The 14,076-nt window shown below is 60.6% G+C and carries 11 protein-coding genes; 1 reads left to right on the top strand and 10 read right to left on the bottom strand.

Features of this window, described 5'->3' with window-relative positions; translation table 11 throughout:
- Positions 1–111: 111 nt before the first annotated feature.
- A complete protein-coding gene (locus Q0288_RS03715) occupies positions 112–1,818 on the bottom strand; it encodes a polysaccharide deacetylase family protein (protein ID WP_299427376.1) in 1,707 nt (568 codons plus the stop codon).
- 271 nt (positions 1,819–2,089) lie between these two features.
- On the opposite strand from Q0288_RS03715, the gene Q0288_RS03710 reads away from it, so the two are divergent.
- Positions 2,090–4,141, top strand: coding sequence for a prolyl oligopeptidase family serine peptidase (locus Q0288_RS03710; protein ID WP_299427372.1), 2,052 nt, complete (start codon positions 2,090–2,092; stop codon positions 4,139–4,141).
- Between the two features lie 91 nt (positions 4,142–4,232).
- On the opposite strand, the gene Q0288_RS03705 is transcribed toward Q0288_RS03710, so the two are convergent.
- The 9 genes from Q0288_RS03705 to Q0288_RS03665 form a co-directional block, all read right to left on the bottom strand.
- Positions 4,233–5,432, bottom strand: coding sequence for an ABC transporter substrate-binding protein (locus Q0288_RS03705; protein ID WP_299427370.1), 1,200 nt, complete (start codon positions 5,430–5,432; stop codon positions 4,233–4,235).
- Between the two features lie 158 nt (positions 5,433–5,590).
- The gene (locus Q0288_RS03700) at positions 5,591–6,790 is read right to left on the bottom strand and encodes an ABC transporter substrate-binding protein (protein WP_299427385.1); all 1,200 of its coding nucleotides are present in this window, start codon (positions 6,788–6,790) and stop codon (positions 5,591–5,593) included.
- Positions 6,791–6,956: 166 nt separating this feature from the next.
- Positions 6,957–7,751: an ABC transporter permease subunit gene (locus Q0288_RS03695; RefSeq protein ID WP_299427382.1), complete on the bottom strand. Its 795-nt coding sequence runs from the start codon at positions 7,749–7,751 to the stop codon at positions 6,957–6,959.
- Positions 7,752–7,842: 91 nt separating this feature from the next.
- Positions 7,843–8,676 (bottom strand): carbohydrate ABC transporter permease, encoded by an 834-nt coding sequence (locus Q0288_RS03690; protein WP_299427368.1) that lies wholly within the window; start codon positions 8,674–8,676, stop codon positions 7,843–7,845.
- Positions 8,677–8,781: 105 nt separating this feature from the next.
- On the bottom strand, positions 8,782–9,573 hold the full coding sequence (locus tag Q0288_RS03685; RefSeq protein WP_299427365.1) for an SDR family NAD(P)-dependent oxidoreductase: 792 nt from the start codon (positions 9,571–9,573) through the stop codon (positions 8,782–8,784).
- Positions 9,574–9,631: 58 nt separating this feature from the next.
- On the bottom strand, positions 9,632–10,492 hold the full coding sequence (locus Q0288_RS03680) for an ABC transporter permease (RefSeq protein WP_299427362.1): 861 nt from the start codon (positions 10,490–10,492) through the stop codon (positions 9,632–9,634).
- Positions 10,493–10,566: 74 nt separating this feature from the next.
- Positions 10,567–11,514, bottom strand: coding sequence for an ABC transporter permease (locus tag Q0288_RS03675; RefSeq protein WP_299427359.1), 948 nt, complete (start codon positions 11,512–11,514; stop codon positions 10,567–10,569).
- Between the two features lie 82 nt (positions 11,515–11,596).
- On the bottom strand, positions 11,597–13,093 hold the full coding sequence (locus tag Q0288_RS03670; RefSeq protein WP_299427379.1) for an ABC transporter substrate-binding protein: 1,497 nt from the start codon (positions 13,091–13,093) through the stop codon (positions 11,597–11,599).
- Positions 13,094–13,318: 225 nt separating this feature from the next.
- Positions 13,319–14,076, bottom strand: a 758-nt coding sequence (locus Q0288_RS03665) for a M20/M25/M40 family metallo-hydrolase (protein ID WP_299427356.1), incomplete at its 5' end; no start/stop codon positions are given.

Here is a 14,076-nt window from a genome sequence, read left to right as displayed (position 1 = left end):
GTCTCCGGGTTGGAGGATCATCTTTTTGAATCCGATACAAGCGTCTTTTTGGCCGCTGCTCCCAACGGCATAAAGCGAAAATTGCGGTAACTGCGGTTGCCGAGACCTTCTTCAGTTTTGCTTGGTGGCTACCGGGGCCACCGCCTGTTCAAGTTTCCCATGTAACACAATCGCGTGCGGCACCGGGCGGCTGGGCACCCCATCCCACCGACGCCCCACTGCAATCAATTGCTGCTGGTAGACCAGCGAGGTCGAGTAGCCCGAATCGAGCAACACTGCCTCCTCAATTCCCGCTGCCGCCGCTGCTCTGGCCAGCCCCCCCGTGCTTACCGGCTGCAACGAAGCTCCCAGCACCGGCTGGCCCTGGGCATAGCCAAAAAACACCCTGGGACGAAGCTCCCAGTGATCCGAAGGCGGGTTTTTCAGCGGCCAGATCGCCTTGCCACCCCGTACCATCCAGACCCCGCCCACAAAGAGGTCGGTGTAGTCGGGCATGAAGCTGCGAATGGTTTGCATGCGGTTCATGTCCAGTTTGAGCGGCACAAACACCATCCGCTCGCGGTTCCAGGCCACCAGCGGGCGCTCCACGATGCGGTACATCACAAAGGGGTTGCGCTCGGGGATAAAAACCCGTCCCGGCGCAGCCACAATCGGCCCCACCATGGTGTTGTCCTGGGCTTTCAGATAGGGGTCGGCAAAAAAAGTGCCGTTGATGCCCGCCACCGCTCCGGACTGAACTACAAAATCGTGCACACTCTCCCGGTAAGGCGAGAGGCGACTCTCGGCCCGGCCTCCCCGGATCATGGCCCAGCGAATGCCCGTATCGCGGCGGTACTCGAGGCGCACCGGAGCGTCTTTCAGGCGGCGTTCCACGATGCCGATGCGGGGCTGGGGCCTGTCCTGTGGGTTGAGGGTGTACCAGGCACGGGGAATCTGGGTCTGGATGTAGCGCCCAATCGCCAGCATATCCGGCGAATCGCCCGGCAAGCGCCAGTCAATGGTGAAGCCCATGGCATAACCCGCCTCGCGGGCCAGCTTAAAGGTGATGGCATCGGCCTTGCCTTCGGGATAGGCGATATAGGCAATGGGGCGGCCCAGTTGCCGTTCCAGCGTCCATTTCGATTCCAGAAGCTCCCGGCGCTGCTCGGCCTGGGAAAGCCGGGTCAGATCGCGGTGCGAGGCGGTGTGCGAACCAATCGTCACCAGCCCTTCCCCATCCAGCCTGCGCAAGGTATCCCAGCCCATGCGGGCCCTGGATCCACCCCGCCCCACGAAGTCGGTGTGGACAAACATGGCAGCAGGAATTTTCTCGCGTTTAAGAATGGGGTAAATATGCTCGTAAAAGCCCTGGTGGTTGTCATCGAAGGTCAGGGCGACCGGGTTTTTGGGCAGGGGTGCGTTATGGGTCAGGTGGCGGCGCAGTTGCTGAAGGGTGATAAAGTTTGCCCCCCTGGATCTGAGCCAGTCAATCTGCTGCTCAAACTCCTGCGGGGTCACGTCCCACCAGACACTCTGTGGGGTGCGGCGGGGAAACACATCGTGGTAGTTAAGCACGATAGCTTCTCCCGAAGCACGTGGGTTGAGAGGACGGTAGACCGCTTCCAGGAGTCGAGCTTTCAGTTGCCTGGTCGCAGCATCCAGCCGGGCCTCAGGAGGCTGGATTTTTCGCTCGGATCGGGTGCTTAGAGGTTCAATCCCGACCTTTTGCAGGGCCGTGAAATCCTGCCCTGGCCGCAGAAACCCATACCACTGCCAGGCCGACCAGCCCAGCCCTCCCAACAAACCCAGCACCCCCAATGCAAGCAAGAATCGGTTCATAACACCCATCTACACTCCACGCCAGGTACAGTCTGGCACAAGCCTGTGCACCGGCTGTGCAAAAAAACCAACACCCACATTTCTACCCAGTCCCGGTCAGCGGAGCGTGGCCTGGTAGCCGGGAAATCAGTTTTTTTGCCATCGCGACGCAGATGCACCGGTAAGGAAAAGTCGAACGTCACCGGCCCGATCATGCCCGACTATAAAGCCTGTCACCAGCCTCCGAACGAACACGGGATCGGCCTGTGCTGGTAGCGGTATATTGGCAAGGATGAAGCTCAAATACCCCCCCGCTCCCACCTCCCTTACCGTGGATGAGTTGCACGGTGTTGAGGTTGCCGATCCCTACCGCCCACTCGAAGACCCCCACGCTCCCGAGACCAGGGCCTGGATCGAGGCCCAAAACCAGCTAACCTTTGGCTACCTCGAGCAAATTTCATTGCGCGAAACCCTGCGCCAGCGTCTGAACGAGCTGTGGAACTACCCCCGTACCGCCACCTTCTATAAGCGGGGAGGGCGCTACCTCAGTTGGCGCAACGATGGGTTGCAGAACCAGAATGTGCTGTATGTGCAGGAAAGCCTGGATGATGCCCCCCGGGTGCTCCTCGACCCCAACACGCTTTCCGAGGACGGCACGGTAGCGCTGAGTAACTTTTCGGTGAGCTGGGATGGGCAGTACCTGGCCTATGCTCTGAGCCAGAGCGGGTCGGACTGGCTGACCTGGAGAGTGCGACGGGTGGACACCGGTCTGGATCTGCCCGACGAAATCCACTGGAGCAAGTTTAGCAGTGCTGCCTGGCTACCGGATAACTCGGGCTTTTTCTATAGCCGCTACGACGAGCCTGCCGAAGGAACCAGCTACACTGGGGCCAACTATTTTCAGAAGGTCTACCTTCACAAGCTGGGCAGGCCTCAGGATCAGGATGTCCTGGTCTACGAGCGGCCCGACCAGAAGGAGTGGGGTTTTCACGCCTTCGTCACCCGCGATGGCCGCTACGAATGCCTGCAGGTCTGGAAGGGCACCCACCGGGAAAACCTGTTTTTTTACCGGGAATTCGGCTCCGACTCGCCCTTTGTGGAGCTGGTATCGGAGTTTGTGGCTTCCTTCGAGTTTGTCCGCAACCAGGCCTCGAGGTTTTTCTTCAAGACCAATCTGGGGACTACCAGAGGCCGGGTGATTGTGGTTGACCTGGCCCAGGAGGGCCTGGAGGGCCACCGGACGGTGGTTCCCGAGCGCGAAGACGTGCTGGAGCAAGTCGAGCCTGCCGGTGATGCTCTGGTGCTGGCTTATATGCACCACGCCAGCCACCGGCTGGAGGTGGTGGGTCTGGAGGGCAATCCCAGGGGCAGCCTACCGCTGCCCGCCCTGGGAACGGTTTTAGAGCTGGCCGGGGAAGAGGATGACCCGGAGCTCTTCTACGGCTTTACTTCCTTTCTGCATCCCACCACCTACTTCCGCCACAACCTGGCCACCCAGATCACCCAGACCCTCTTCGCCCCACCCCTGAACTTCGACCCCAGCCACTACGAGACCGGCCAGGTGTTTGCTAGCAGCAAGGATGGAACCCAGGTTCCGCTGTTCCTGGTGCATAAGAAAGGGTTGAAACTGGATGGCCAGAACCCCACCCTGCTGTATGGCTATGGGGGGTTCAATATCGCACTGACCCCTACCTTTAATCCAGGACGCCTGGTCTGGCTCGAGCAGGGCGGGGTTTTTGCCCAGGCTTGCTTGCGCGGCGGTGGGGAGTACGGTGACGAGTGGTACCGGGCCGGAACCCTGGAGCGCAAACAAAACGTCTTCAACGACTTCATCGCCTGCGCCGAATGGCTTATCCAGCAAAAATATACTCGGCCCCAACGCCTCGCAATCCAGGGGGGTTCCAATGGGGGTCTGCTGGTGGGGGCCGCCATGACCCAGCGTCCCGAACTGTTCGGGGTTGCCCTGCCAGCGGTCGGCGTGCTGGATATGCTGCGGTTTCACAAGTTCACCATCGGCTGGGCCTGGGTCTCGGACTACGGTTCACCCGACCACCCCCAGCAGTTTGGGTACCTGCGGGCCTACTCCCCGCTGCACAACCTGAAACCCGGTACGCGCTATCCGGCCACCCTGATCACCACCGCCGACCACGACGACCGGGTGGTTCCGGCCCACTCCTTCAAGTTTGCTGCGGCCCTGCAACAGGCCCAGGCTGGCCCTGCCCCCACCCTGATCCGTATTCAGACCAGAGCCGGGCACGGCCTGGGCAAACCCACCCGGATGCTGATCGAGGAGCAGGCCGATATCTATGCTTTTACCCTCGAGGCGCTTACCGCAAACTCGTAGGCGCTTTGCCATGCCAGGGGAATCCTTGGCGCAGCCCCCACCCAACTCAGCCGTGACCTGTCCAGCACCACTCGCAGCAGGGTTGGTAAAGCTACCTCGAGGCTTCCGCCTTGCGCTGGGCCTCCTCCAGAGCCTGACGGGCCGGCACATTGCCCTTGAGGGCTTTTTCCAGGGCTTCTTCCAGAAAGTTGCGCCACACCGCAAATTGCGGCACCCGTGGGCGCGGCTGGGCCACTGCCACCTGTTCGAAGGCTACCTTGCGATAGGGGTTTTCACGGTAGAAGCCCTCGAGTAGCGGCGTGGCTGACTTGCGCAATGGCACGTAGTAGCTGGCTTCCACCCAGGTCTTGATGTTCTGGGGTTCCATCAAGAACCGCCAGAACTCGAAAGCCCCGCGCTGTTGTTCGGCACTGGCTCCGCGCAGCACCACCAGTTGCGCCCCCCCGAGCGGTACGCGCCCACCGGGCTCGAGCGGAATTGGGGCCACACCCAGTCTGAAAGCAAAAGCGGCGGTTTCGGCAGCAGGCCAGTTGGCAATCGAAGCAAAGACCATCATCCCCCGGGTGCGGATGAAGTCGGTCTGAGCAAAAAAGCTCTGGGCAAGGTTTCGAACGCTGGTGTTCCCCCCGCGGCCCAGGCTTTGCAGGAACTCGAGGGTCTGTACCACCTCCGCAGAGGTAAAGTTGGGCCTGCCATCGGCAGTGACCAGGCTGCCACCCCGGCTGGTTACCTGGGCCTCAAAAGTCCACGACTCCGCCAGGGCGATAAAACCTTTGGCGGTACGGCTGGTCAGCCCCCTGGCGGTCTGTTCAAACTCCCGCCAGTTGGTGGGGACTCTGAGGCCTCGAGCCCGCAATTGACTTTCGTTAAAAAACAGCACCGGGGTAGAGGTGTTGAAGGGCAGACCAAAGCGGCGATTGTTGATCAGGCCATACTCCCAGGCCGCCTCGAACATGTCGTCGGTGAAGGCTCTGGGTAGCGCACTGGCCAGTTCATCGAGCGGCAGCACCACCCCCTCGGCCACCAGGCGCGGAAACAGCAGAATCTCGGCCTGGAACAGCACCGGCGCCCCCCCTGCCCTTAGCGCCGCCAGCAGCCGGGTCTCGCCCTCGCGGTAGTCGCCAATCAGGCGCGGGGTCACCCGGAAGTTGCGCTGCGATGCATTGAAGGCAGTGGCAAACTGGGCAATCACCCGCTCGGCGGGGCCATCCATGCTGTGCCAGAAAGAAATTTCCGTCTGGGCCGAGGCCAGTCCAGTAAACAAAACCAAAGACGCAAGCAGGCGCTTCACACATTCCTCCTGTGGGTAGCTCTATTCTACGCGCAAATAGAAAACCATCCAGCCATCAGCAGCGGGTCAGGAGAGTGTGAGGATCTCGAGTTGAACCGTCTCCTGGCCGCGCACCAGTAAAAACCCCGGCCTCCACCAGGGTTGTCACGTGCAATCATTCACCGCCGCTCAACACTGTTAGCCCGTCGCTGGGCCTCTTCCAACACCTGCCGGGGGTTGGCATTTCCTTTAAGGGCACGCTCGAGGGCATCCTCCAAAAAGCTGTGCCAGACCGTAAACTCGGGGTCTTGAATCCACACATCGGCGTGCTCGATCTGGTTAAAGGCCACCCGGCGGCGGGGGTCTTCGCGGTAGAAGTCTTCCAGCAGGGGCTGGGCGGCTCGGCGCATGGGCAGGTAGTAGGTGGCCCGCACCCACCGGGCAATGTTGGCTGGTTCCATGGTAAATCGCCAGAAAGCCACGGCTCCCCGCGTCTGCTGCTCGCTGGCCCCACGCAACACCACCAGGGTCGCCCCGGAAAGTGGAACTTTTCCACCCTCCAGACGCGGCACTGCCCCAATGCCCAGCCTGAAGGGGATGGGAGCCCGGTTTTCTATCAGCGGCCACATGGTAATCGGGGCAATGCCCATAAAGGTTCGGGTACGCAAAAAGTCAGCCACCGAAAACTGGGCCTCGGCCAGGTTGCGACTCTGGGCCAGATTGCGGCGCACCAGACCTTGCAGGTATTCCAGGCTCTCCACCACTCTGGCATTGGTAAAGTCCGGGCGGCCCTGCGCGTTGACGATGGCCCCTCCCCGACTCATCACCAGCACGTTGAAGCTGTAGATGTCGCTGGAAACCGTGTAACCCCTGGCCGCCCGGGTGGTCAGGCGCTGGGCGGCAGCCGCTACCTCGTCCCAGTTGCGTGGAGCCCTCAGGCCTCGAGCGCTAAACTGGTCGGCGTTGTAGAAAAACACCGGGATGGACAACCCGATCGGAAGGCCGTAGGTTCGCCCTTGCAGCCTGCCGGTTTCCAGAAAACCCGGATAGAAGTCGTTGGGTAGCCTGCCCAGGTATTCGTCCAACGGCAAGGCAACGTTGTCCTGGGCCATTCGTCCCAGAAAGGATATTTCGGCATGAAATAGCGCGGGTGCGCCACCCGCCCGCAGTGCTGCCAGCAGCCTGAGACCCCCCTCCCGGTAGTCGCCCACGAAGTCGGGCACGATACGGTATTCGCGCTGCGAGGCGTTAAAATCTCGAATCATGCTTTCCAGCACTTCCTGGCCGGGCGGCCCAGCCGTGTGCCAGAAAGGAACCTCAACCGGACGCTGGGCCAGGGCCAGCCCCAACCCAACCACCACCAACATCAATAGGCGCATGAACTCGATCACCCTCCACGGTCTGCCCAGGCAAACCACCCCCTAGTCTGCCATACCCAGCATGAGAAAAGCCTTCGGCGGACTAAAACAGGGGCGGGCGTAGATCGTATCGAATAACCAGACGGAGGTCAAAATGCCGCTTTCTGGCCCCCGGATCCCCAAGTCCTCAACCCTTTAGCCCTTCCTCGAAGGTTTCGACAATCCGGCGTTCGTAGAGCAAAAAGATGATAATCAGGGGCAGGGTCGCGGCCAGTGCCGCCGCCGAGAGAGGCCCCCAGTCGGCGGGGTTCTGGCGCTGGAGGTCGGTGATCCAGGTCTGCACGGTTTTGAGTTCGTCACTTCCAGCCATAATTCGGGGATAAAGCACCAGGTTCCAGTGGGCGGCAAAGGCCAGTACCCCCGCAGCAATAAGCTGTGGGCGCAGCAACGGCAGCAGGATTCGGGTCAGCAAGATGCGGTGTCCGGCCCCGTCCAGCCGGGCGGCTTCCAGCAGTTCTTCCGGCACGGTGCGCATGCCCTGAAAGAGCAAAAAAACGATAAATGGGCTGGCCGCAAAGGGCAGCACCAGGGCCCAGATGCTATCCAGAATATTAAGGCCCAGTAACAACCCATACAGCGGAACCAGCAACAACTCCACCGGTATCGCCAGCAGAACCAGAAAGAAGGGCAGCAGCCTGGCCCCTTCCTTGATAGCATAGGCTGCCAGGAAGCCCGTGGTGAGCTGTAGCAGGGTAACCGTGCCGGTCAGGAGCACCGAAAACAACAACCGGCCCCAGAACCCTTCCCAGAAACCGTCCCGTCCCAGCACCTCAAAGTTGGCCAGGCTAAAGCCCAGTTGGCCAAAAATGTCGCCGCTAAATACCACTTCGGGCGGGATGAACGCAGCGTAGGCCATCCAGATAAAGGGCAGGGCTACCAGGAAGGCCACCGTCCAGACGAAGATATGCCCCAACCAGCGCATCAAGGGTTCCTCCCGTCGGTAAAACCAGGCATCTTTTTCCGGACCATAGGTGTCTGAACGCCCTTGCAACCGGGTACTGCTGCACCTCGGCTCATTTCTCCTCCCGCAGGAGCCGGGCCTGGGCCAGGGCAAAGGCCAGGGTTAGCACCAGGATGATGACCGTGAGGGCAGCCGCATATCCCAGGCGGCCCACCTCAAAGCCGGTCTTGTATAGAAAGTAGCCCAGCACCTCGGTTCCGCCAAAAGGGCCCCCTCTGGTGAGCAAGAAAACGGCAGTATAGGACTGCAGCGAAAGCACCGTACCAATCACCACCAGAAAGGTGATGGCCGGACGCAGCAAGGGCAGGGTGATGTGGCGAAAGGCCTGTGCAGCGGTAGCTCCATCTACTGCGGCGGCCTCGAGCAGGGTTTTGGGGATTGACTTGAGCCTGGCCGAGACCACCAGGACGCCGTAGCCAATATGCCGCCAGATGGTGAAGAGCATGATCAAGACCAGGGCCCAGAACGGACTCTGATCCCAGCGCGGGATCGGAAACACCGAGGCCAGCGCGCCGTATTCAGGGGAAAATAGGGTGTACCAGGCCACCGTAGCCCCGCCCAGCGTGACCAGGCCCGGTAGAAAGAGCAGGGCCTTGAGGGGACGTTCGTAGGGCTGACCATCCAGGGCCAGAGCCAGCAAAATTGAGAAAATTACAAATGGAATTAGGGTCATCACCCCGAAGATCAGGGTAATACGCAGGCTGTTGTAAAAATCGGGGTCGCGCAGGATGTTGTGGTAGTTCTCGAGGCCAATTACCTCGGGCTCCGACAACCCCGTCCAGTCCCAGGTCGAAAAGCGCAATACATCCAGAAAGGGATACAACAGAAACAATCCCAGCAACCCAACTGCCGGGAGTGCAAACCAGTGAGCGCTGTTACGACCCATGCACCATCCTTGTCGGCCCGCTAAAGGCAAACAGTATCAGGGTACTATACCAAACGCTTTTGGATGTGGATGCAACCCGTTTTGAGGCGGGAATCCATCCATACCCTACAGCGGTGGGGTAAATCGTCCATCAATTGCCGTCCAGCCCCCATCCACAAACAGAATGGTGCCGGTGATGTACGAAGCCCCTGGCGAGGCCAGGAACGCCACCGCTGCTCCCACCTCCTCTGGTTTGCCCCAGCGCCGGAGGATGTTGCGTTCGGAATAGGCATCATACCAGTCGGGCTTGCTCTTGATGGGGGCGGTGAGGGGGGTGTCAATCACGCCGGGCCCAATCGCGTTGGCCCGCACCCCTCTGGGGCCCAGCTCAACGGCCAGGCCCCGGACAAGCTGAACCGTCCCCGCCTTGGTCATGGCATAGACCGACTGCCCCGGCTCCACCAACAGCGAGCGAATGGAGGAAAAAGCAATCAGCGAGCCCGAACCTTGCTCGGCCATAACCCTCCCTGCCTCGGTCAACACATGGAAAGTACCCTTGAGGTTCACGGCGACCACCCGATCAAATTCCTCGCCGGTGTAGCTTAGAGCAGCCTTGCGCACATTGATGCTGGGGGTGGTCACCGCCACATCGAGCCGTCCGTGGCGCTCGAGGATACCCCTGATAAGCCCTTTCACCCCTTCGGCATCGGTAATGTTGACTACATCGGCTTCGGCCTGCCCACCACCCGATTCAATTTTGCCTGCGGTTTCAGCAGCCAGTTCGGCCTTCATGTCTGCTACCACGACGGTAGCTCCCTGGGCAGCCAGGGCTTCACAAGAAGCCTGCCCAATCCCCGAACCTCCGCCCACTACCAGCGCTACTTGACCATCCAGTCGAAACATGTCTGCGTAGTTCATGTGTACCTCGCGTATAGCCTATCGCTCTTGCCTTTAGCTATGAGCCACTGGCGATCGGCTATTGGCTTCTTTTTCTCGGATCGAGATAGTCCCGCAACCCGTCACCCAAGAGATTAAAAGCCAGCACAGCCAGCCCAATCGCCAGGCCAGGGAAAATTACTGGGTATGGCGTAAGCTCCTGGTAGCTCTGGGCCTCGCGCAGCATCCGGCCCCAACTGGGGTCGGGGGGCTGGGTACCCAGCCCCAGGTAGGAAAGCGCAGCCTCGGCCAGAATCGCTACTGCGAAAGCCAGGCTGGCCTGCACCACCAGGGGCCCGATGATGTTGGGCAGGACGTGGCGCAGCATGATGCGTATGTGGCCCATCCCCAGGGCGCGTGCAGCCTCGATGTAAGGCAGCGCCTTGACCGAAAGCACGCTGGCCCTGGCTACACGGGCAAAAGCCGGAACCGCCGCCAGGCCAATCGCCACCATCGAGGTGGTTACGCCAGGGTTGAAGATGGCTGCAAAAAGCAGCGCAATCAGCAACGCCGGGAGGGCGTATAGGGTTTCCAGCAACACCGACAGAATTTGATCGAGCCAGCCGCCAAAATACCCTGCCAGTATCCCCAACAAAAGCCCCACCGATAACCCGATCCCTACCGCAATCAAACCCACATAGAGTGCGTTCTGAGCCCCTGCCAGCACCCGGGCCAGCGTATCGCGCCCCAGAATATCGGTTCCCAGGGGATGCCCCTCGGCAAAAACCGGGGCCAGGCGGCTGGGGGTAGTGGCGTTGGGGTTGACCGGGTTGAGCGCGCTCGCCAGAACCATCAGCAGAATCAGCGAAATCAAGAAGGTACCCACCTTGAGTGAAATGGGTAGGTTGGCCCACCAGGAAGGTCTCCTGACTACCGGGGGTTGACTGGCCCGGCTAGCCATGGCCCACCTCCTGGGCGCTGGCCAGATAGCGCTGGAAGACCCTCGACCTGCGACCTGCGAACAACGACATCGGCTCAGGCATAGCTCACCCTCGGATCCAGCCAGGCGTAGAGCAGATCCACCAGCAGGTTCATAAAAACGATAAAGGCTGCGATTACCAGAACCACTCCCTGCACCAGTGGATAATCCCTTGCACTGATAGCCAGCAGTGAAAGCGAGCCAAGACCGGGGATGCCAAAAACCGTTTCGACCACTACCGTTGCGATCAGGAGCTGTGCGAACTCGAGGCCCAGCACCGTGACTACCGGCAGGGAAGCATTGCGTAAAGCATGTTTGTAAACCACCGCACGCTCCGTCAAACCCTTGGCTCGAGCGGTGCGGACATAATCCTGCGAAAGAACCTCGAGCACACTCCCGCGCACCAGCCGCACCAAAAGAGCTGCGCTGGCCAGCCCGACCGTCAGCACAGGAAGTACCAGGGCCGCCAGGGCTCGCTCGGGGTTTTCCCAGCCACCAATCGGAAAACTGGACGGCAACGGCAGCTTTAGCCAGACGATAAAGATGTAGATGAACATCAGCCCCACCCAAAAAGACGGCAGCACAATCCCCAGCAGGGAGCCCATCGAGACCCCCAGGTCTACCCAGCTCCCTGCCTTGCGGGCGGCCAGGATTCCCAGCGGTACAGCAATTAGAGTCGCCAGCAACAAAGAGGCTGCCACAATCGGCAGGGTGATGCCAAGCCGATCTAGAATAAGCTGCGAAATGGAAGTCTCGTAGCGGATGGACTGCCCCAGGTCGCCCCGCAGCACACCCCCCAGCCAGTTCAAGTAGCGCTCGGCTGGCGGCTTGTCCAGACCCAGACGGGCCTCGAGGGCCGCCAGATCCGCCGGGGTGGCATCAATGCCCAGAATGGCCTGGGCTGGATTACCGGGAATCAGCAACAACGCCCCAAACACCAGCAGGGTCGCCAACCACAAGGTGACGAGAGCAAAACCAAGGCGGCGAACAGTGTAGGCAAGCATAAGAGACAGCCGACAGCTTACAGCGAATAGCTGATAGCCAGGCAAAGTAGGCTATCAGCTATTCCCTCTCGGCTATGGACGTTTACCGCACCCACACCTCAGCTACGCTGATGGCTGGTGTCAAGAAGCCGTCGGGCCAGTTTTGCACCCTGGCTCGCATGGCACCGAGTGCGGGCAGGGTCATCGTCCACACACCAGCTGCATCCTCGGCCAGCAGGCGCTGAGCCGCAATCAGGGCCTCGCAGGCTCTGGCCTGGTTGGGCGCCCGCAGGTACTGGGTGAAAAGCTGCTGGAACCGTGGGCTGTTGTAGCGCCAGTAGTAGCGGGGGTTGGCATAGTTGGAGGTGTCGTTGGCTTCAACGTGGCCGATGATGGTCATGGCATAATCGGCCTGGGTGAAGACCCGCTGAATCCAGGTGTTGAAGTCGGTGACCTGGATAGTCACTTGCAACGGGCCTAGCTTGTTGAGCTGGGCCACCATGGCCTCGCCAATGCGACGCTCGTAAGGGAACTCGGCGGCCAGGTTGAAGGTGAAGCGCAAGGGGTTCTGGTTGGTAAAGCCGGCTTCAGCCAGGAGGCGGCGGGCCTCGTCGGGGTTGTGGGCGTTGAAATTGCTCAAGTCCACAAAACAGGCTTCGCCCGGCGAGCGCATGGAGCCGATCTTGGTGCCGTAGCCCAGCATGGCCCCTTGAATCAGTTCGTCCTTGTTGGTAGCCAGGGTGATGGCCCGGCGCACCCGCACATCGTTGAAAGGCGGGCGGCTATTGTTGAACCCGGCCACCGCTTCGGCAGTCGCTGTACCAGATATCACCCTGAAGTTGTTATCCCGCGAGAGCACCATCGCGTTCTCGGGCAGCAGGGCATAGGCAATCACGTCCAGGTCGCCCGCCCGCAGTCCGGCAAGTTGCGCGTCGCCATCCCCCTGGAAGCGGAAGTTAACCCGATCCAGGTAGGGCAAGCCCGGCACATAGTAGTTGGGGTTGCGCTCCAGCCGCACCGCTACCCCCCGCTCCCACCCGGCAAAACGGAAGGGGCCGGTGCCGATGGGCTGGGTTCGTTGTTCGGGCAGGGGACGCTGGCGGGGGCCAATCAGTGACTCTGGGCGCGTGAGAATGAAGAGGAAGTCGTTGTTAGGCTGACGCAGGCTAAACACCACCGTGGTGGGGTTGGGGCTGGTGACACTGGTGATATCCCGGTATAGATCGGGGCGCAGGTGGCCCGAAGCCCGGGTATCGGGGTTGCGGGCCCGAGCAAACTTGGCCAGCACATCCTGGGCCGTGAAGTCGGAGCCATCATGGAACTTCACCCCCTGGCGCAAGGTGAAGGTATAGGTAAGGCCCGAGTTGGAAACCACCCAACGCGTGGCCAGCGAGGGTACGATCTCGCCCCTGGGGTTGCGCTTAACCAGCCCTTGCAGCACGTTATCGTAAACCACACGAGAGATATCAGCACCCGCAACCTGGGTGGGATCCCAGGCAGCCGGTTCGGTCTGGATTGCAATGGTGATGGTTCCACCGCGCTGCTGGGCCAGGCCCAGTCCAACCATAGCTAAAACTCCGATGAACAACCAACGTTTCATCATGACTCCTCCTCTGGAGAGATTTTGATTTCGCGGTTTGTGGTCGCGTCGTGCGGGTGAGCTGCGGTATCTCGAGCCTCACCAGGCCAGGTCGGGTCTCCTCCACCCTTCCCACGCGAAAAAAGCCTTGCCGATACGCTTTTTTCAGCTTCGCTCGTATAGAAACAATAACACGAAAGTTTGAGCGGGAAAAGGGTACTGATTCACAAGAAAAGGAGGTGGGTTTTACCCGCCGTTCCCGTCGTGTAACATCAGTACGCTCACAGCCGCATAGAGTCGGGCTGCGGCCACCAGTTCCTCAATCTCGATATATTCGTTGGCCTGGTGCGGGAGGGTTTTGCCCCCTGGCCCCAGGGTCACGATGGGCAGGCTGGCCCAGGCCCACAAAAAAGTACCGTCGGTTGCACCCGGCACACCCCCGTACTTGAGGGGTAAACCCAACATCTGCAAACCCTGCTCCACCGCCTGCACCAGCGCTGTGTCACGTGGAGTCTCGGTAGCGGGGCGGTCTTCGAAGACCTCCAGGGCCGCGCTTACCCCGGTCTCGAGGCTTGCTTGCAGGGCTTGCCTGAGCCGCGCCTCGATGGCCCGGTGATCCTGGCCGGAGTTGGTGCGAATATCAACGCCAATCTTCACCTGATCGGGAATCACATTGAACTGCCCCTCCCCTGCCCCAGCCTGGAAAACAGTGGGGGTGGCCCAGGGTTTGCCCAGGTATTCGTGAAAACTTTCTACCTGCAACGCTGCTTGTAGTTTACCGAGTTCAACTACAAACCGGGCGGCGGATGGAATCGGGTTGGCCCCCGCATAGGGCATGGCCCCGTGAGCCATTTTCCCCTGAAAGCGCACCCAGACCCGCATGGCTCCCTTTTGCCACAAGCACACCTGATTTTCTTCTGGCTCGCAGATGATGGCCCCAGCGAAGCCTTCGGCATAGCCCGCCTGGATGAAAGCCTTGATCCCAATCATCAAGCCTTCCTCGT

Origin of the sequence: uncultured Meiothermus sp. (assembly GCF_937863175.1) — a bacterium.
GTDB lineage: Bacteria > Deinococcota > Deinococci > Deinococcales > Thermaceae > Meiothermus.
This window is presented reverse-complemented; position numbering and strand designations above follow the sequence as displayed.